This window comes from Ruegeria sp. H9, assembly GCF_056532915.1.
Map to the genome: position 1 here is coordinate 1,330,526 of NZ_JBQFNX010000001.1, position 18,861 is coordinate 1,349,386.

The 18,861-nt window shown below is 55.5% G+C and carries 20 protein-coding genes and 1 pseudogene; 19 read left to right on the forward strand and 2 right to left on the reverse strand.

The window, feature by feature from the left end:
- Positions 1–66: 66 nt before the first annotated feature.
- From ACR0CZ_RS06340 to rpsD, 15 genes and pseudogenes are all read left to right on the forward strand, one after another.
- Positions 67–411 (forward strand): hypothetical protein, encoded by a 345-nt coding sequence (locus tag ACR0CZ_RS06340; protein WP_170464916.1) that lies wholly within the window; start codon positions 67–69, stop codon positions 409–411.
- On the forward strand, positions 399–989 hold the full coding sequence (locus tag ACR0CZ_RS06345; protein ID WP_170392478.1) for a L,D-transpeptidase: 591 nt from the start codon (positions 399–401) through the stop codon (positions 987–989). Before ACR0CZ_RS06340 ends, ACR0CZ_RS06345 begins: the two co-directional genes overlap by 13 nt.
- 69 nt (positions 990–1,058) lie before the next feature.
- Complete coding sequence (locus tag ACR0CZ_RS06350) at positions 1,059–1,508, forward strand: c-type cytochrome (protein WP_170392477.1); 450 nt, start codon at positions 1,059–1,061, stop codon at positions 1,506–1,508.
- A 396-nt stretch (positions 1,509–1,904) separates the two neighbouring features.
- Positions 1,905–2,492: a cytochrome c gene (locus ACR0CZ_RS06355; RefSeq protein ID WP_170392476.1), complete on the forward strand. Its 588-nt coding sequence runs from the start codon at positions 1,905–1,907 to the stop codon at positions 2,490–2,492.
- 9 nt (positions 2,493–2,501) lie between these two features.
- Positions 2,502–3,401 carry a c-type cytochrome gene (locus tag ACR0CZ_RS06360; RefSeq protein ID WP_170392475.1) on the forward strand — a complete coding sequence of 300 codons (900 nt, stop codon included), beginning with the start codon at positions 2,502–2,504 and terminating at the stop codon, positions 3,399–3,401.
- Positions 3,402–3,440: 39 nt separating this feature from the next.
- Positions 3,441–4,814 carry a multicopper oxidase family protein gene (locus tag ACR0CZ_RS06365; protein WP_170392474.1) on the forward strand — a complete coding sequence of 458 codons (1,374 nt, stop codon included), beginning with the start codon at positions 3,441–3,443 and terminating at the stop codon, positions 4,812–4,814.
- Positions 4,811–5,284: a c-type cytochrome gene (locus ACR0CZ_RS06370; RefSeq protein ID WP_170392473.1), complete on the forward strand. Its 474-nt coding sequence runs from the start codon at positions 4,811–4,813 to the stop codon at positions 5,282–5,284. Before ACR0CZ_RS06365 ends, ACR0CZ_RS06370 begins: the two co-directional genes overlap by 4 nt.
- A 1-nt stretch (position 5,285) precedes the next feature.
- Positions 5,286–6,014 (forward strand): DsbA family protein, encoded by a 729-nt coding sequence (locus ACR0CZ_RS06375; RefSeq protein WP_480503551.1) that lies wholly within the window; start codon positions 5,286–5,288, stop codon positions 6,012–6,014.
- Positions 6,015–6,339: 325 nt separating this feature from the next.
- Complete coding sequence (locus ACR0CZ_RS06380; RefSeq protein WP_480537023.1) at positions 6,340–8,850, forward strand: heavy metal translocating P-type ATPase; 2,511 nt, start codon at positions 6,340–6,342, stop codon at positions 8,848–8,850.
- 15 nt (positions 8,851–8,865) lie between these two features.
- On the forward strand, positions 8,866–9,252 hold the full coding sequence (cueR, locus tag ACR0CZ_RS06385; protein ID WP_170392471.1) for a Cu(I)-responsive transcriptional regulator: 387 nt from the start codon (positions 8,866–8,868) through the stop codon (positions 9,250–9,252).
- A 152-nt stretch (positions 9,253–9,404) separates the two neighbouring features.
- A complete protein-coding gene (locus tag ACR0CZ_RS06390; RefSeq protein WP_170465107.1) occupies positions 9,405–9,794 on the forward strand; it encodes a hypothetical protein in 390 nt (129 codons plus the stop codon).
- A gap of 283 nt (positions 9,795–10,077) precedes the next feature.
- Complete coding sequence (locus tag ACR0CZ_RS06395; protein ID WP_170392469.1) at positions 10,078–10,554, forward strand: DUF411 domain-containing protein; 477 nt, start codon at positions 10,078–10,080, stop codon at positions 10,552–10,554.
- 108 nt (positions 10,555–10,662) lie between these two features.
- Positions 10,663–11,293, forward strand: a pseudogene (locus ACR0CZ_RS06400) (IS5 family transposase); the annotation flags it as partial.
- A gap of 395 nt (positions 11,294–11,688) precedes the next feature.
- Positions 11,689–12,003, forward strand: coding sequence for a hypothetical protein (locus ACR0CZ_RS06405; RefSeq protein WP_170392467.1), 315 nt, complete (start codon positions 11,689–11,691; stop codon positions 12,001–12,003).
- 212 nt (positions 12,004–12,215) lie between these two features.
- A complete protein-coding gene (rpsD, locus tag ACR0CZ_RS06410; protein ID WP_170392466.1) occupies positions 12,216–12,836 on the forward strand; it encodes a 30S ribosomal protein S4 in 621 nt (206 codons plus the stop codon).
- 123 nt (positions 12,837–12,959) lie between these two features.
- On the opposite strand, the gene ACR0CZ_RS06415 is transcribed toward rpsD, so the two are convergent.
- Complete coding sequence (locus tag ACR0CZ_RS06415) at positions 12,960–13,421, reverse strand: Lrp/AsnC family transcriptional regulator (protein WP_170392465.1); 462 nt, start codon at positions 13,419–13,421, stop codon at positions 12,960–12,962.
- 103 nt (positions 13,422–13,524) lie between these two features.
- Between ACR0CZ_RS06415 and ACR0CZ_RS06420 the strand changes: the two genes are divergently transcribed.
- From ACR0CZ_RS06420 to ACR0CZ_RS06435, 4 genes are all read left to right on the forward strand, one after another.
- Entirely contained in the window at positions 13,525–14,940 is a 1,416-nt protein-coding gene (locus tag ACR0CZ_RS06420) for an aminotransferase class V-fold PLP-dependent enzyme (protein WP_170392464.1), read from the forward strand.
- A 64-nt stretch (positions 14,941–15,004) separates the two neighbouring features.
- Positions 15,005–16,090, forward strand: a complete 1,086-nt coding sequence (gene hisC / locus ACR0CZ_RS06425; RefSeq protein ID WP_170392463.1) for a histidinol-phosphate transaminase — start codon at positions 15,005–15,007, stop codon at positions 16,088–16,090.
- Positions 16,087–17,007 (forward strand): prephenate/arogenate dehydrogenase family protein, encoded by a 921-nt coding sequence (locus ACR0CZ_RS06430; protein ID WP_480537022.1) that lies wholly within the window; start codon positions 16,087–16,089, stop codon positions 17,005–17,007. The genes hisC and ACR0CZ_RS06430 overlap by 4 nt, the downstream gene beginning before the upstream one ends.
- On the forward strand, positions 17,004–17,825 hold the full coding sequence (locus ACR0CZ_RS06435; protein ID WP_170392461.1) for an extensin family protein: 822 nt from the start codon (positions 17,004–17,006) through the stop codon (positions 17,823–17,825). Before ACR0CZ_RS06430 ends, ACR0CZ_RS06435 begins: the two co-directional genes overlap by 4 nt.
- Here the strand turns inward: ACR0CZ_RS06435 and ACR0CZ_RS06440 are convergent.
- A complete protein-coding gene (locus tag ACR0CZ_RS06440) occupies positions 17,822–18,823 on the reverse strand; it encodes a DUF2125 domain-containing protein (RefSeq protein ID WP_170392459.1) in 1,002 nt (333 codons plus the stop codon). The genes ACR0CZ_RS06435 and ACR0CZ_RS06440 overlap by 4 nt on opposite strands.
- Positions 18,824–18,861 lie beyond the last annotated feature (38 nt).

Sequence of the window (18,861 nt, forward strand, 5' to 3'; positions counted from 1 at the left end):
GATACGAATTTACCCAGCGGTTGCTGTCCCCAAGTTCCTACAAGAATCGTGCTTCGACCAGCATGATTGTCATTCTTAGTTTCTGATACCTTCGCACCGGCAGTTGACCAAATCAATTCACCAGAATCTAAGCGATTGTTAACGTTGCTTTTATTGTGTTTGATCGGTGCAGAAAACAAAGCTCTTTCTGAAAGCGAACTGGCATTATGTCAAAGAAAAGTTGGATTTTCACAATGGCTTGACGATCTGAAGCCACCTTTGAAACCGCCCCATGTGCCCACGGCGGCGGCATTCCAGATGAAATATCCCTTACGCAAAACCTGTTGTTTGTTGACCTTCCAGCGCGGGAACCGGGCATACAGCCCAAATGAGTCGAAAAGCAAGAATACACGCTTGGGATGGCAGGCATGAAACCGAACAGGGATAGAAAGGCTGTTACGCGACGCGGAGTGATTGCCGCGTTTGCTGCGACAACTCTTTTTCCAGCACCGGCCGTTTGGGCCCAATCGATGACAACCGAGGGGACGCGCCGGAATGTTTCCTCATTCCGCGTTGCTAAATGGCAGGATCACTTTGATACGCTTAAGAATGGTGTGATCCTGTCCGATACACAGTCCAAGGTCCTGCAATATTGGTCAGAAGACGAGAGCGTCTATCGGATGTATCCAACCAGCGTGCCGCTGACGGAAGACCTTACAAGGCTGGGCTACACCACAGTAACTCGCAAGGTTGAGGGGCCATCTTGGCGACCGACACCAGCAATGAATAAGCGCAACCCCGCTTGGCCCGACTATGTGGGCCCGGGTCCGGAGAATCCTCTGGGGACACATGCACTTTATTTGAGCTGGCAATACTACCGGATCCACGGCACCAACGACACACGCAAGATCGGAAGAAGATCCTCCAATGGCTGCATCGGCTTATATAACGATCAGATTGCGGAATTGTTCGAGCTGGCGGCTGTAGGCACGCAGGTAAAACTGATCTGACCATGGTCAAGTCGGCTTTTCTGGACAGGTGCTTAAGCTCGGTAACTTACAACGACGTGAAATAGTAAAATGGATAAACTTACACTCATGATAGGCGGTGTGGCGATCGCAGGTGCCGTCGCAATCGTCTACAATCTAAATCAGCAACCAGCTGGCCATTCGATGACGACACCTGATACGTCGACGCTGGCGTCGGGAGATCCAATCCAAAACGTCAATCTACCGGACCAGCTAAGCGAATTTGCGGCCGTCGGCAAAGTGGCATTCGACGCAAAATGCTCGGCGTGCCATGGCGGGAATGCAACTGGTCTGGAGGGCCTTGCACCACCATTGGTGCATAAAATCTATGAACCAAGCCACCATTCGGACGAGGCATTTTACGTTGCCGTCCAGAATGGTGTTCGGGCACACCATTGGAAGTTCGGTAACATGCCGCCGGTCGATGGTTTGACCCGCGCGGATGTGAAGGGCATCGTGGCGTACATAAGAGAGTTGCAGCAAGAAAACGGGATTTTCTGAAGGTGACGAGTCGAGTGGGCACAGCAATTCGTTACTCCATCCTGTCAATTGCGCTGGCTATTGGCGGGCTACTTGTGACGGCCGATTCTGCTCATGCACATGGCGGTGATTCACAGCATGTGATTGACCAAACCGACTCTGCGGACGTCGAACATGTCAAGCAGGGTCATCCCGGGCATTGTCATGGCGGAGCGATCTGCAACGCTGTTGGACTATTTTTGATGGGTCCAACACCGCCTGGTCCCCAATGCACGGAACGAAGATACTCGATCCCTCGAGCTCAATACCGGGTTCTTAGTATTATCGCGTTTGACCCACCACCGCCGCGTGTCCTGATCTGACGAGTCGAATTGGGCCCAAGATGGGCGCGTCGAAGCAGACGAAAAGGACAAAGAAATGAACATTCTAAAAATGACTACAAGCGTGGCCCTGGTTTCACTATTTGCGGCGGCCGCCCTGGCGCATGGTGGCGCAACCGGCATCGTCAAAGAACGCATGGACGGCATGTCCGCGATGAAGGACAGCATGAAGGTCCTTACACCGATGATGCAGGGGAAAACGCCCTACAATGCGCAAACGGTACGAAGCGAAGCCAAGAAAATCGGAAGCCACGCCGGTGAAAGCATGACAAAGCTGTTTCCAGAGGGATCTGATGGCAAACCCTCGGAGGCCAAATCGCAAATCTGGCAGGATTGGGGTTCCTTTACAGAAATAGCCAGACAGTTGGAAATCTACTCAGAAGGCCTTGCGCATTCGGCAGACAACGGGCTGATGGCGTCCAGATCGGGTCATGGTTCCGGCATGATGGGCGGCAAATCCATGATGGGAGGTGGTTCCATGATGGGAGGTGGTTCCATGATGGGCAGCGGGATGATGGCTGGCAGTCCAAACTTAGCACAGCTGTCTGAAATGCCGGCAGACGGTGTGTTTATGATGCTGAGCCAGACATGCTCGGCGTGTCACACGCGATTTCGGTCGGAATAGGAATGCATCATGAAGCCGATAATACGGTTGGGTCTTGCTGCCGCCGTTACGGCGTCAGCAGGGTTTGTTGCTGTGATGGCTTGGCCGATTGGCCAGCCCTTACAAGCTCTCGACATTCAAGGTGACGTTAACCGCGGGGCGTATCTGGCAAGGGCAAGCGGCTGTATCACCTGCCACACAGACTTTGCCAAAGGGGGAGCGCCCTTGGCCGGTGGGGTGGAGTTGGATACCCCGTTCGGCACGCTCTTTTCGCCGAACTTGACCACAGATCCCGATCACGGGATCGGTGATTGGACCATCGAGGAATTTGCCCGCGCTGTGCGTCAGGGTGTGTCGCCAGACGGGCAGCCCTACTACCCGGCCTTTCCTTATCCGTTTTATGCGAATTTCACGGATCAGGACATCGCCGATCTCTGGGCCGCCTGGAAAACGGTTGCACCGGTAGCGGAACCGTCAAAAGAGCAGGAAATGGTGTTCCCCTTCAATCAGAGATGGGGCCTGAAGCTGTGGCGGGCGGCATTTTTGGAACCGCCGCGGACCGATCCCGTGCCGGGCAATGATGATGTATGGAACCGGGGCCGGTTACTCGTTGAAGGTGCCACGCATTGTGCCGCCTGTCACACCGGGAGGAACCTGGCTGGCGCAAGAAATTCGGACACGGAACACTTCAAGGGAAGTGACTCTCTGCCGGGCGGTGACAAGGCACCGGCCATCGACTTTGAGACCCTGCAAATGCGTGGGTGGACAGTTGATGATCTGGCCTACGCGTTGCGCACCGGCGTCATGCCTGATGGCGATGTCTTCGGCGGCGCCATGGGAGAGGTCGTAAACTATGGCACCAGCTTTCTGACAGACGAAGATCGGAAGGCAATGGCGACCTATCTGCTGGATGTACACGACGAGGGATAATCCAGTGCGAGATCAAGTATTCTTTGGAAGGAAGTCCTAATGAAGCTCAATCGCAGGCAATTCGTTGCGGGCACGTCGGCATTGTTCGCGGTGCCGACTATCGGGAGGGCGGCTACCGCCCCCCGAATAATCGAGGCGCGCTCAGGATTGGCGCGTGTTGCCCCCGACAACTATCCGGAGACCGAGATATGGGGATATGATGGCGGTGTTCCGGGCCCTGAAATTCGTGCCCGGCAAGGCGAAACGGTTCGCCGGACACTCCTGAACTCGCTACCTCAGCCTACAGCAATCCATTGGCACGGATTGCGGGTTCCGAACAATATGGACGGGGTGCCGGGCCTTACGCAGGAGGCTGTACCAACCGGCGGCAAATTTCAGTATGACTTGCCTCTGAAGGACGCGGGGACCTTCTGGTATCACTCTCACAACCAGTCAACGGAACAAGTGGCCAGGGGCCTTTACGGCGCGTTCATCGTCGACGAAACGGACCCGCCGGACACGGACCATGACATCACGATCCTTCTGGATGATTGGCGGTTGGGTAAGGACGCTCAAATAGTAGATGATTTTGGTGCAATGCATGATTGGACCCATGCAGGTCGGATGGGAAACTACGTTCACGCGCGCATATCGCCAATGACCGAAGTTTTGACGAACCAGCGATTGCGAATTCGAATGGTCAACGTGGCAACTGATCGGATCATGTATGTGTCAGTAGGTGGCGCAAACGGGAAACTGGTCGCTTATGATGGCATGCCTGCAAGGCAGCCAGAAGATTTCGAAACACTTGTTTTCGGACCTGCACAGCGAGCAGACTTGATCGTCGACGTCACAGCGGAATCGAACGAAGCCGTTCAAATAACTCTTCACGAACGCGATGAATCATTTGTTATCGCTGAGATCCCGGTTTCGGGAAGCGGTACATCTGCCAGCCGCGGTGAGATTGAAGCTCTGCCACCCAACCCTGTTTCTTTTCTTGAAGATGTTTCTGACGCCTTAAAGGTTCCATTGGTGATGGAAGGCGGGGCGATGGGCGGACTGCGTCAAGGTACTTACAACGGCCAAGTCATGAGCGCTAATCAGTTGGTTCAGGAAGGACAGATCTGGACATTCAACGGAGTCGCAGGGTTACCCGAAGACCCGCTCGCTTCTGTTTCGCGTGGCGACATAGTCCGTATTCAGATGCAGAACGACACTGTCTTTGCGCATGCCATGCACTTGCACGGGACGCACTTTCAGGAAGTTCTGCCGAACGGGAGCCTGGGACCGCTGCGAGATACAATACTGGTTGACCGGATGGAAACGCGGGAGATTGCGTTCGTTGCGGATAACCCGGGGGACTGGCTGTTTCATTGCCACATGCTGTCGCATCAGGCCGCTGGAATGAAGACCTGGCTGAGCGTGGCGTCATGAACAAGAGCGCGGCGAAATGGGTGTCACTAGCTGCTGTGGTGATCATTGTCGCGGTCGCTGGCTGGGGCCTGAGCGGTCGCGCACAAAACGGTGCATCAGCGGATTCGGCACGTGGTGCAGTTTTGTACGCCGAAAACTGCGCGTCATGCCACGGGGCAGATTTGGAGGGTCAACCAGATTGGCAGACACCTGATCCAGATGGCGTCTTGCGAGCTCCCCCGCATGACCGAACAGGGCACACCTGGCATCACGGCGACAAGCTGTTGTTCGATTATACAAAGCTTGGCGGGTACCAAACACTAAAACAGATGGGCGTCGCTGATGTCAAAAGCGGTATGCCAGGTTTCGAGGACACTCTGTCGGATCAGGAAATCTGGGACATCCTTGCCTTCATCAAGGAGAGTTGGCCGGATCGGGAACGCAAGCTGCAAGAGCAGCGCACCGAGGCAGAACAAACGGAAGGAAACTGACGTGAAACGATTTTTTGCAGGCTTAATTGCCATCACTATGTCGATTGGTGCTGCTATGGCGAGTGCTGACGAATTGTCTGACGCCGATGTAAAACGGCTGGCTCTGGAAGCCATTATGGAAAACCCTGAAATCATCATGCAGGCGATTCAATTGCTTCAACAGCACGAAGATCAGGCAAAAGCCGAAGCCATTGGAAACGTCTTGGAAAATCAGCGTGAATTGCTGGAACAGGATCCGAATGCGCCTGTCATCGGAAACCCGGAAGGTGATGTAACCGTAGTCGAGTTTTTTGACTATAACTGCCCATATTGCAAACGCGCGGCCCCGGTCTTGAAAAACGTAATCGCAGGCGATTCCGAAGTCCGAGTTGTTTACCGAGAATGGCCCATACTCGGAGAAGGTTCCGACTTCGCGGCTCGCGCCGCGCTTGCCTCACGTAATCAGGGAAAATATGAAGAATTTCATTGGGCGCTTATGGCTCTGAACGGTCGTGCCACTGAGGCCAGTGTCCTGAAAGTTGTTCGGGAACTTGGCCTGGACGAGGATCAATTGCGCGCAGACATGGAGGCGCCGGAAGTCGACGCGCATATCCAGGTGTCCATGGAATTGGCCCGACAGCTTGGCTTCAGTGGCACCCCTTCGTTTGTGATTGGAGATGCGCTTGCCCCGGGGCTGATCGCCGAAGATGAAATGACCCGGCTAATCGAGGCAGTCAGAGACGCAAGATAGAACCAAGGGGCGACAGCATGTGCGCCCCTAAGCTTCTGTTGCGACCGTGGCTTCGCATCCCTCGGACTCTGAGCTGCAAGGATATGATCAAGTTGATTAGCGCTTAAGACACGTACCCTGCGGTTTTTCATGTCAAAGTCCAACTTTGCGGAGGAACTTACTGTGTCAATGGCTTTGTCTATAACTGACTTGCGGTGCCCGCAGCTCATATCCGGGATACTTAGCGTCGTCATGAATGATGAGAAAGAAAGTCAGCCTCATCCCTTGACCTTCCACTTGCTGGAACCCTTATGTTGCCTGTCAGCAGAACATATGTGGTGACAATATGACTGAAAATTCACATGCGCGGTTCCAGGTTCAGGGTATGAGCTGTGCTTCCTGCGTTGGGCGCGTCGAGCGCGCATTGAAAGATGTGCCAGGGGTTGATGCCGCTTCGGTTAATCTCGCCAGCGAAAGCGTTCAGGTCGATTTCCGCGATCCAGCCGATATAGCGGCCATTGCTGATGCGTTAAACCGCGCCGGATATCCGGCGCGGACGGCAGAGGTCACTCTGGATATTCAGAACATGTCCTGCGCATCCTGTGTAGGGCGCGTTGAACGAGCCCTGGAAGCCGATGGCGGCGTCTTGTCCGCGTCGGTCAATCTGGCCACTGAAAGTGCAACTGTGCGTTTTGCTGAGGGAGTCACAACACCCGAAGCAATCGCGGCGCTTGCGGCATCTGCCGGCTATCCGGCGAGCCTGCGATCCGCAACGCAGACCGAACCACAAGACCGCAAAGCGGCAGAGATCAGCCATCTGGCGCGGCGAACAAGCTTCGCCGCTTTGCTCGCTTTGCCGGTATTCATTCTCGAAATGGGCTCGCATGTTATTCCGGGCATGCACCACCTGATAGCGAGCACCATCGGCATCCAGAACAGCTATTACCTGCAATTCCTTCTGACCACGATCGTTCTTTTTGGGTCAGGCTTGCAGTTCTACACCAAGGGATTCCCTTCCTTGGTCAGAGGCGCGCCGGACATGAATTCTCTGGTGGCTCTGGGCACTTCGGCGGCCTATGGGTTCTCGCTTATCTCGACCTTTGCGCCGGGTGTTCTTCCGGTCGGAACCGCAAATGTCTACTACGAGGCCGCAGCGGTGATCGTGGTTCTTATATTGCTTGGGCGATTCCTCGAGGCGCGCGCCAAGGGTCGAACTGGTGAAGCGATCCGAAAACTGGTCGGTCTGCAGGCAAAAACAGCGCGAATTGAGCGCGACGGATCGGTTGTCGAGCTACCGATTGAGCAGATTGTTGTAGGTGATATTGTGCACGTTCGACCGGGCGAGAAAATCGCGGTGGATGGTGCCGTAATGACCGGCACGTCATATGTCGATGAAAGCATGATCACCGGAGAGCCGGTTCCCGTCGAAAAAACCGAGGGCGCAACTGTGGTTGGGGGGACCGTAAATGGCGCGGGTGCATTGACGTACCGTGCTGAAAAGATCGGCGCAGACACTATGTTGGCCCAGATCATTCAGATGGTCGAACAAGCACAGGGTGCCAAGCTTCCGATTCAAGGCCTGGTCGACCGCATCACGCTGTGGTTTGTGCCGGTAGTGATCGCAGTGGCCGTTGTGACAGTGCTGGTATGGATGTTGTTCGGACCCGATCCCGCGCTTAGCCTGGCGTTGGTGGCCGGGGTTGCGGTACTGATCATTGCTTGCCCCTGCGCCATGGGGTTGGCCACACCTACTTCCATCATGGTCGGCACTGGCCGCGCTGCCGAGATGGGCGTCCTGTTCCGAAAGGGCGATGCCTTGCAAATGCTGCAGGAAACCACCGTTGTTGCGGTGGACAAGACGGGCACCCTGACCGAAGGGCGTCCGGAGCTGACCGACCTGATTGTGGCCGAAGGAATGACCGAAGACGAGGTTCTGCACCTTGTTGCTGCTGTTGAGGTCACTTCCGAACATCCAATCGCCACAGCCATCGTGCGCGCAGCAGAAACCCGTGGTCTGGAGCTTTCCAAGCCAGAAGACTTCACGTCGATCACCGGTTACGGGGTAAGCGCCTCAGTCGAAGGCCATAAAATCCTGATCGGGGCCGACCGCCTGATGAGTCGCGAAGGGGTAGAAATGGGCGCGCTTTCTGATCGGGGCGCTGAACTCGCAATCAACGGAAAGACTCCACTTTATGCTGCCGTAGACGGGGCTATCGCGGCCGTAATCGCTGTGGCGGACCCAATCAAAACCACCACGCCGGACGCAATCGAAGCTCTGCACGGGCTGGGCCTGAAAGTAGCGATGATCACCGGTGACAATGCCGCTGCTGCCAAATCCATTGCAGCGCAGCTTGGCATCGATCATGTCGTGGCTGAAGTTCTGCCCGAGGGTAAAGTATCCGCGTTACAGGATTTGCGTTCAAATGGCGGAAAACTGGCCTTTGTGGGTGATGGCATCAATGATGCGCCTGCTTTGGCGGCAGCTGACGTAGGAATTGCGATCGGGACAGGCACTGACATTGCCATCGAAGCGGCTGACGTCGTTCTGATGTCAGGCGACCTGACGGGCGTGGTCAATGCCTTCGATATTAGTCAGCGCACCATGCGTAACATCCGCCAAAACCTGTTCTGGGCGTTCGGCTACAACACACTGCTCATACCGGTTGCGGCAGGGGTGCTTTATCCGTTTGGCGGCCCGCTGCTGTCGCCGGTTTTGGCCGCAGGTGCCATGGCGCTGTCCAGCGTATTTGTCCTGACCAATGCGCTGCGGTTGCGCTGGGTAAAGCCGATCAAAGTTGGGCGAGAACAGATCTCGCAGAACACCGAGCAAACGCTGCGTTCAGTGCATGCTGGATAGTATAGGAGAACCGCTGTGAATATCGGAGATGTAGCAGAACGTTCGGGTCTGCCTGCCAAAACCATCCGCTATTACGAGGATATCGGGTTCATCAAACCCAAGCGGAGCCTCAATGGGTATCGCCATTTCGACGAAAAGGAACTGCACAAGCTGGCTTTCATCGGGCGGGCCCGCTCATTGGGCTTTACCATTGAGGATTGTCGTTCACTACTGGCGTTGTACGAGGACAAGGAACGTGCCAGCGCGGACGTGAAAGAAATTGCAAAACAGAATCTGAAAGAGATCGACGATAAGATTTCCGATCTGAAGGCGATGCACGAAACACTGTCTCATCTGATCGAAGAATGCGCTGGCGACCACCGCCCAGACTGTCCAATTCTAAAAAACTTGGGCCAAGCGTAGTTAACCTTGTTGTTTGATCTGCCTCCAAGTTTGGCAATCTTTTTCTTCAGACGTGGCAATCCGCTCTTCTCTAGTGCGCGCCGCACTATCAATTGTAGTTTTGTTGGCTTCGGGTCAGCACGTTGCCACGATCACACTACGTCCGCAGTACGGTGAATGAGTTGATCCCTGTTTTAAGAGAAACGCTTTTAGTGTGCGTCTGTTTTACGGTGACAATCATCGGCTCTGTTGCTTTTGCAAATAACGACTTTGAGATCGCAGACAGCCACAAACAAAATGGCGTTTCGATCGCGTCAAAAGCATCAGAATTCAAACACAACAATTGCCGTTTTCATTCCACCACCGATCAAGATTGCGCGGACGACTGCGTGAGTTGTGGCGGGGCATGCCACACTGGAACCTGTTGCGTTGGTGAAAACCCGACCCAATTAGGACTTGCGGTTTTGGTGGAAGCTTATGGCCAGAGAAACCGTAACATGGACACGGATAACCATGATTCTCAAGCGCCTCTGACGCCCAATCTTCCTCCACAAATATCCTAACATCCAAAGTCCCGAAAGTGCGGGTTTTCAAATTGTTTCTGTTCGAGCATGCACTGCGGTCGTCAGGAGATTATTATGCGTGGAAGAGAGGCTAAACTATCAGTATTTGCCTTGGCGCTCATCTTATCCAAGCGGTTGCGACATGCGTGCGCTATGCACCGAAAGCGAACAGAAACAGGGCTGGTCATGATCGCCCGCTTGACACAAATCATAGCACTTGCCTGCGATTTCGGTCACAAGACCGAATATCACAGCGCAGGCGTAAACACGGAAAGGAAATGACATGACCACCACGAAACTTGACCGACGCCTTTTCCTGGCTGGCCTCAGCGCCTCCGGCATCGCCCTGGCTTCACCTACATTTGCAACGACCAAACCGCTGGTGAAGGTTCTCAAGGACCCCGCATGCGGGTGTTGTGGCGCGTGGATTGATATTATGCAACGCGAAGGATTCGAGATGGAAGTGCAGAATGCCTCCTGGGAGACTTTGTCTGAATACAAAGCTAACAAGGGTATTCCAGAAGAGATGGCGTCCTGTCACACGGGCTTGCTCGAGGGCTATGTCATAGAAGGTCATGTGCCCCCGGCGGACATCCGGCGCTTGTTGGCCGAACGCCCTGATGCGGTCGGGCTGACAGTGCCAGGTATGCCCTATGGCTCACCTGGTATGGGGCCGGAGAGTGAGCGGGAAGCCTATTCGGTTTTCCTGATCGGTAAGGATGGCACCACAGAAGTTTTCAACCATTACAAGGCAGCGTGATTGCCAATTTTTTGCAACAACCGCAAACGGAATTGCCAAGCGTTTAGTGTGAATTTCGGTAGCAGCGATTGAAAAGCGAGTTCAAGGTCGGCTAGTCCGATACGGGGCTGGTCCGATGCTCCGAAGGAGTATGGCCCACCCAAGACGCTCTACAACTGCTAAAAACGTTAGAGCGACAACGGCGTGTTTGCACGGATCATGGAAAGGCTGGCTTCGGACCATTCCGATCACAGGGCGATCATGATAAAAGTGAGCAGGCGAACGCCATGCGTTCAATTGAGCCTGCGCAAGTATCTGAAGGCACATCGCATGGCTTCAAGCCTACGGTTGAAAAAAGGGGCGCTGGTGCCTGATTGGGCGTGCCAACGGCGGAATGAGCGCCAAGTTGCATGCCGTCAGCGATGCTTCTGGCCACCCAATCCGGTCTTTCATAACTGTCGATCAGATCAGTGACTACACGGGTGCCAGGGCACTTCTAAGCAGCCTACCAGCCGCCGATTGGATGATTGCTGATCGGGGTTACGATTCTGACTGGTTCCGAAAGGCTATGAAAGACAAAGGGATACGCCCATGCTTCCCCGGCAGACAGTCACGCGAGAAGCCTGTCCGAAAAGACAAACACAGGTTCAAGCGCCGAAACTGCATCAAGATCATATTCGGTCGCTTGAAGGAATGGAGCCGCGTAGAAACCCGCTACGAAAGATGGCTGAAAGTGTTCCCATCAGCCATCGCACTCGCAGAGATTTTCAGGCTCCGAAATTCAATGAGCCTAGAGTCTAGCGCAGTGCGCCAGACGTTCACCAACATTCGACGAAAAGTATCAATATGAGGCTGTTCTTTAGCAACATTTTCGTGATTGCTGCATTTCGGTCTCTTTTCCGCCCATTTTTTCGTTGATACATAAGCACAGTTACTTGTGGGATGAGTAAAAGTGCGGGCGGACAGATGAGAACCGGTTATAACGGTCGAATAGCAATATTTTGGACGCAGACGGAAGTTGACGGGCTTGAGGCGGCGCCTTTGGCCCACTTGTGCGTTGGCAGTTCTTGGTGCTGGAGGGGGCGAGGGGTCCAACTCGCCGCAAGTGCAAACCAAGTTGCGCTGCACGCAGGCTCCACCGGTCTTGGATCTATATTGGCGGCCGGAGCCAGTTTCGCCAACCCCGGCGAGATCAACGAAAGTGCCAAGATCGAGTTGTCAAACGGGGCTCAGACTTTCGTTGCCGAGCTGGTGCGTGAGGTGAACGAAGCGTCTCTGGTGCTTGTGTTTGAGGATGGATACCCTGAGCCTGATCAAGATTTCTGGGTCAGTTCGGCAGCTTCGCATATTGAACCTGTTGAGATTGACAGCGGTTATGACGACAAGGTTGTCGTGTTCCCGGCGGCTCGTGCAAATGCAAGTTCAGTGCCGGTAAGTCTATCAAATACTGCCGGTTGGGCCGCTGAATAACGGATACTTCTCAGAAAGATTCCAACTCTAAGCAGAAATCCTACCCTTTGCTTGCTCTGGCGTGTTGACTCTGGCTGAAGCAGGGATATAAGCGCGGCTTCATTGGTGTTGGTGGCCCCCGCGAGGGGATGCCTGTCATGGGGGAAACCTCAAGAGGACAACGCCCTTCATAGTGGCCCATCGGGGCCTCAATCTAAAGAAGGAGATCAGCCGTGACCAAACGCACGTCTGCCAAGTACAAAATCGACCGCCGGATGGGCGAAAACATCTGGGGTCGTCCGAAATCCCCGGTTAATCGTCGTGAATACGGCCCCGGCCAGCATGGCCAGCGCCGCAAGGGTAAACTGTCTGACTTCGGTCTGCAGCTGCGTGCCAAGCAGAAGCTGAAAGGCTACTACGGCGACCTGACCGAGAAGCAGTTCCGCCGCATCTATGCAGAAGCTGAGCGTGTCAAAGGCGACACCGGTGAAAACCTGATCGGTCTGCTGGAGCGCCGTCTGGACGCCGTTGTTTACCGCGCCAAGTTTGTTCCGACCGTGTTCGCCGCACGTCAGTTCGTGAACCACGGCCACGTTAAAGTGAACGGCAAGCGGGTCAACATCCCGTCCTACCGCGTCAAAGAAGGCGACGTTATCGAAGTGCGTGACAAGTCCAAGCAATTGGCCGTTGTCCTGGAAGCTGTCGGCTTGGCCGAGCGTGATGTGCCTGACTACATCGACGCCGACCACTCGAAAATGACCGCGACCTTCGTGCGTGCACCGGGCCTGAGCGATGTGCCTTACCCGGTTATGATGGAACCGAACCTGGTCGTCGAATTCTACGCGAAGAACTAATCTTCGCCGACCTGTTGAGTTTAAGGGCCGCGCTTTCAGCGCGGTCTTTTTTGTTTTGATGGGGCTCTGCCCCAGTCGCTGCGCGACTCCCCCGAGATATATTTGGCCAGATGAAGAGGCGGATCAGATAGGAAGCGGGCGACTTTCGGCAATGGCCTCCATTGCGAAATAGGAGGTGACGCTGTCCAGTTCGATCTTATCGATGAGGCGTTGATAGACTTTGTCGTAAGAGGCCATATCTTCTGTAACGACCTTGAGTTGATAGTCATAGTCGCCGCCAATGCGATGGAAATCGACCACTTCAGGAATGGTCAGGACATGACTGCGAAAGGCCTGCAACCATTGGGCAGAGTGGTGGCGCGTGCGTAGCATGACGAAAACCACCAGATTCAGCCCAAGCTTTTCACGCGCGATGCGCGCCGTAGAACCTTGCAGGACACCCGCGTCGTTCAAGGCCTTTATTCTTCGCCAGCAGGCATTTTGGGACAGGCCGACCCTATCTGCCAATTCTCGCTGGGAAAGTGTTGCGTCTTTTTGCAGTTCCTTCAGAAGACGCGTGTCAATTTGATCTAATTTTTTCTCCATATAAACTCATATGACACAAAACTCGGACACATAAAGCATAAAATTGTGAGGTTTCCACAGGATGGATCAATCATATTGGAGTTAGCAATATGGAGCCTGTGTTATGACCTTGTCCAACTTTCGCGCAGAAATTCAATCTGCTGCTCACGGAAATACTCTGCGTGATGGGCTGATCGGTGAGGGGGTACTCATCCCGGGTCTGCATGGGGACGTGCCGCTTGTGTATGCGGACTACGTTGCCTCGGGTCGCGCGTTGCGACAGGTCGAAAATTTCGTGGCCGAGCATGTGTTGCCGTTCTATGCCAACAGCCACACCGAAGCCTCCTATTGCGGTTCCTATATAACCCGTTTGCGCCGCGAGGCGCGGGCCGAGATCGCCCGCATAGTTGGCGCCAAGGAAGAGGACGCGGTGATCTTTACCGGGTCTGGCGCTACAGCGGGTCTTAACCGGCTGGTTAGTCTGCTGGGAGTGCAAGAGGCTAATCAGCCGGTCGTTTTGATCGGTCCGTATGAGCATCATTCGAACATTCTGCCGTGGCGTGAAAGCAAGGCGCGGGTGATCGAGATTCCAGAAGCCGTTGACGGCGGTCCCGATATGCAGGTGCTAAAGGCGGCACTGGTAGAGCACGCAGATTCCGATCTTGTGATTGGGTCATTCTCAGCGGCGTCAAACGTCACCGGCATCATCACCGACCCTGATCCAGTGACGCGGATGCTGAAAGAGCATGGTGCGCTTGCGGTATGGGACTATGCGGGTGGTGGACCTTATTTGCCAATGGACATGGGGCCGGAAGATGCGCGGAAGGACGCGATCGTTGTCTCTCCGCATAAGTTTCCGGGTGGGCCGGGGGCGTCGGGTGTTCTGGTCGTTAACCAATGCGCTGTGAAGCGGACGTGTCCGAGTTGGCCCGGCGGTGGGACTGTCAGCTTTGTCTCGCCTTGGCGGCACGACTACAGCGCCGATCTCGCGACACGAGAAGAGGCGGGTACACCAAATGTGATCGGAGACATTCGCGCGGCCCTGGCCTTCATTGTCAAGGATGCGGTCGGAACGGATGAAATCGCACAGCGTGAGGCGCAGTGTAACCGCATGGCGTTGGATGGGTGGTCCGACAACCCACATCTGACATTGCTAGGTGCCGAGAATGCACACCGCCTGCCGATATTCTCGTTCCTCGTGTGTGATCGGAATGGGCAGCCGGTGCATCAGCAGCTGTTTACCCGGATGCTCAGCGATATCTACGGCATCCAGGCACGTGGCGGCTGTGCCTGTGCCGGACCCTATGCGCATCGTTTGCTGGGCATTGATCGGGCAACGTCGGAAGAATTGCATGCGGCCCTGTCGGAGGGTGAGGAAATGAAGAAACCGGGTTGGGTGCGGTTGAATTTCTCTTACCTCATGAGCGAAGAGACCGTTCAGTTCATTATCGACAGCGTTAACGAGCTGTCGCGCCGGACCGAGGAGTTCGTCCCATTCTACAATGCCGATCCGGCGACGGCGCGCTTCAAAGCGGCGTAAGATAATTGCCGCTTTTCTCAACCCGTTGAGAAAGGTATGAGGGGCCAAGCTAGTGGAGCCCCTCATGAACCAGATCACACCTCAACCCGGCATAATGGACATCGCGCTGTATCAGGGCGGACAGTCGCATGTTGACGGTGTTGCGGATGTCATCAAGCTGAGTTCCAACGAAAACCCATTTGGGCCAAGTCCCAAGGCGATCGAAGCGGTGCGCGAAAGTGCCGTTTCGCTGCATCGTTATCCCAGCACCGATCATGCCAGCCTGCGCGCCGCAATTTCTGAACGGCACGGACTGGATGCCAATCGGGTCATCTGCGGTGTCGGCAGTGATGAAGTGTTGCAGTTCGTGGCGCAGGCCTATGCTGGTCCGGGTGATGAGGTGATATATACCGAGCATGGATTCTCCATGTATCCGATCATCGCGCGAATGGCTGGCGCGACCCCGGTCATGGTGCCCGAGAGGGATCGCCGTGTAGACGTAGATAGCATCCTTGCCGCGGTCACTGGGCAGACACGGATTGTCTTTGTGACCAATCCGGGAAATCCTACTTCAACCATGGTCTCTGACGCCGAATTGCAGAGGTTGGCGGATGCATTGCCAGCCAATTGCCTGATGGTGCTGGATGGTGCGTATGCCGAATTTGTCGATGGTTTCGATGGAGGCGCAGGGCTGGTGGACCGGTTTAGCAATGTCATCATGACCCGGACGTTTTCGAAAGTGTACGGTCTAGGTGGGATGCGCGTTGGCTGGGGCTATGCGGCGAAAGAGATTATTGATGTGCTGAACCGCGTTCGTCAGCCGTTCAACCTATCGCTGACGGCTCTCGCGGCGGCCGAGGCCGCCGTGCGGGATGAGGAATATCTGCGGTTCTGCCTGTCTGAAAATGCACGCCTCCGGATTTGGTTGTCTGATGAACTGGCGAAGGTCGGCGTTTCATCCGATGTGTCATGCACGAATTTCATCCTCGCCCGTTTTGCTGACAGGGCCGAGGCGGAAGCCTGCGATGACTATTTGAAAACGCAGGGTTTGATCGTGCGGCGGGTCGCGGGCTACAACCTGCCAAACGCGCTGCGGATCACCGTAGGCGACGAAATCGCCTGCGGTCGCGTGGTTGCAGCGATTACTGCGTTCAAAGGGGGCGCTGTATGAGCCAGATTTACGACCGTGTTGCTCTGATCGGGTTGGGCCTGATTGCATCGTCCATGTTCTGGGCGATCAAACGGGCTGGGCTTGCGGGGGAAGTGACGGGCTATGCGCGATCCGAGGCAACCCGCGAGACGGCGCGCCAGATCGGCCTTTGTGACCGGGTTTGCGAGACCGCGGAAGAGGCGGTCGAAGGTGCTGATCTAGTGGTTTTGTGTGTCCCCGTTGGTGCAATGGGACCTGTGGCGCAGCAGATTGCGCCGGTTCTGAAATCCGGTGCCACCGTTTCAGACGTGGGGTCGGTAAAGCGTCACGTGATTGACGCCGTCTCACCCCACATACCCGATAGCGTTCATTTCATTCCGGCACACCCTCTGGCCGGGACCGAGCATTCCGGGCCTGAATCGGGATTCGCCGAACTGTTCGACAACCGTTGGTGCCTGTTGGTGCCGGCCGAAGATTCCGACCCGGATGCAATCGCTCGCCTGCGGGCTTTGTGGGAGGGTCTGGGATCGAATGTCGATGAGATGGACGCCGCGCATCATGATTTGGTGCTGGCGGTCACCTCGCACGCACCTCACCTGATTGCCTATACGATGGTGGGAGTTGCGGATGATCTCCGGCGGGTTACAGACACCGAAGTCATCAAGTATTCGGCAGCTGGTTTCCGCGATTTCACTCGCATCGCGGCTTCGGACCCGACGATGTGGCGTGATGTGTTTCTGACCAACAAAGACGCAACGCTGGAGATTCTGGGCCGGTTTACGGAAGAGCTCTTTGCGCTACAGCGGGCCATCCGAACAGGTGACGGAGAGCAATTATTCGACTACTTTACGCGCACACGGGCGATCCGCCGCGGCATCATTGATGCGGGCCAGGATACGGATGCGCCAGATTTTGGGCGGGGAAAAACATCGACATGAGAAAGATCGGTTGCAGCCATTTGATTTTCTGCGTTGCTTTGGCGGCAACGACTGCAAATGCGGCGGCGCCTGAAACTTCTATTGTGCCGTTGACGCGCCCGGAAACCACCCAAGCGATGATGGCAATCGTCACCCCCAACATCCGGCCTGTGCTACGGCCCGCTTCGCCGCAGGTAACGGCCGCTGCAGCCCGTCCCGCTGAATTACCATTGCTCGGGCCCGAGAATTCGATCCGCCCGTTTGTGCGCCCGGAAGAATTGGAACAACGCGTCTTTCTTAAGAAACGCAAGCTGCGTAAGGGTTCAGTCTGTGGCGATATCGATATTCAGGGTAAGCCGGTTGGACGTGTGAAGGGCAAGATCAAAGCCTGCGGGATTAAGGATGCAGTGCAAATCACCTCAGTATCGGGGGTCGGGCTGAGCCGCCCAGCGACGATGGATTGCGGCACTGCACAGGCGCTGAATAATTGGGTCGACAAAACTGTAAAGCCCACGTTCAAACGCCGAGGTCCGGTGGTCGAGCTACAGGTCGCCGCGCATTACGCCTGCAGAACACGTAACAACCGTAAAGGGGCGCGGATCTCTGAGCATGGTAAAGGGCGCGCCATCGACATTTCGGGCTTCAAGATGGCCGATGGTGAGGTGGTGACGGTTCTAAATGGCTGGCGCAAAAATCCGTCCAAGAAGCAACTGACCAAGGTATGGCGCGGCGCGTGTGGGCCATTTGGCACGGTTCTCGGACCAAACTCTGATCGCTTCCATCGGGATCATTTCCACCTAGACACCGCGCGCTACCGCAGCGGCACCTATTGCCGTTAACGCAGTACCAGTCTCGGGGCAGGACCAAGGGGCAACGGACCCAAGGCGACGAACCCATCTCTGAAATTCAGCTGTAAATCCAGCGCATTTGGGTTGCCACCCAGTCCAGCCATGAAGCCCAATGCGCGGGTCACAGGATCGACTGCCTGATCCGGCAGCGCACCTGCGGCGTTTGCCATCGCGATCATGTCGCGCCAGTTTTCGGCTTTCATCGCAATTTCACCCGTTGGAATGCCCTGTTCGTCAACTTCCAGTTCGCCGGTGGCGAACAGACGCAGCTCACCCCATTTCATTTCTGCCAAACGCAGATCAATCGCAACGGGTTGGGGGCGACGCTGCTCAAGTGCGGTGCGGTCCCAGGGTTTGTCGAAAGTGACAAACATATCCATTTCCAGCGTTTCGAACGATTGCGGCAGGGTCGATGCTGAACGCATCAGGCGTCTCAGATCATCGCCGGGGGTAAATCCGTCGATCTTCGCGGTAATCCCATAGCTTTCGGGCGCTCCAGATTGCTCCATCACAAGGCTCAGCGACTGGCCTCCGGCTTGCGGATCACCTTCGGTTGTCAGCAGCCAGCGCTTTGAGGTCAGCGCCATTTTCTCGAGCACCAGCGCGACACCGGGTTGGAGCTGCAACTCGGCTTGTAGCGCTTCGGCCTGAACGGTCGTGGTCTGGTCGAAATAGGAAAGGCGCTGCGGCGTACTGGCAAAGCGCAGCATCTGGCGGCCGGGCCAGATTGCTGGGCTTTGGAACTCGACCCAGTCCGCACTCCACGCCGTTCCGTTGACCGGATCGGCCAAAGCGGGATTATTCAGGCGTGTGATGTGCTGAAATGGATATCCTGCCGTCGACACGTCCGAGAATTCGGCCTGCCAGCCCAGTTCTTGCTGCCGGTCAAACCAACCGGTCAGGGCGTTTCGCAGACCATAACCGGCGACAAACCAGTAGGCGCTCCACGCGAGGGCGATAAATACGAAAACGCGTATCAGACGGCGCATGATGAATGGCCCTTTTTCCTGCCTCGGATTTGATGTTT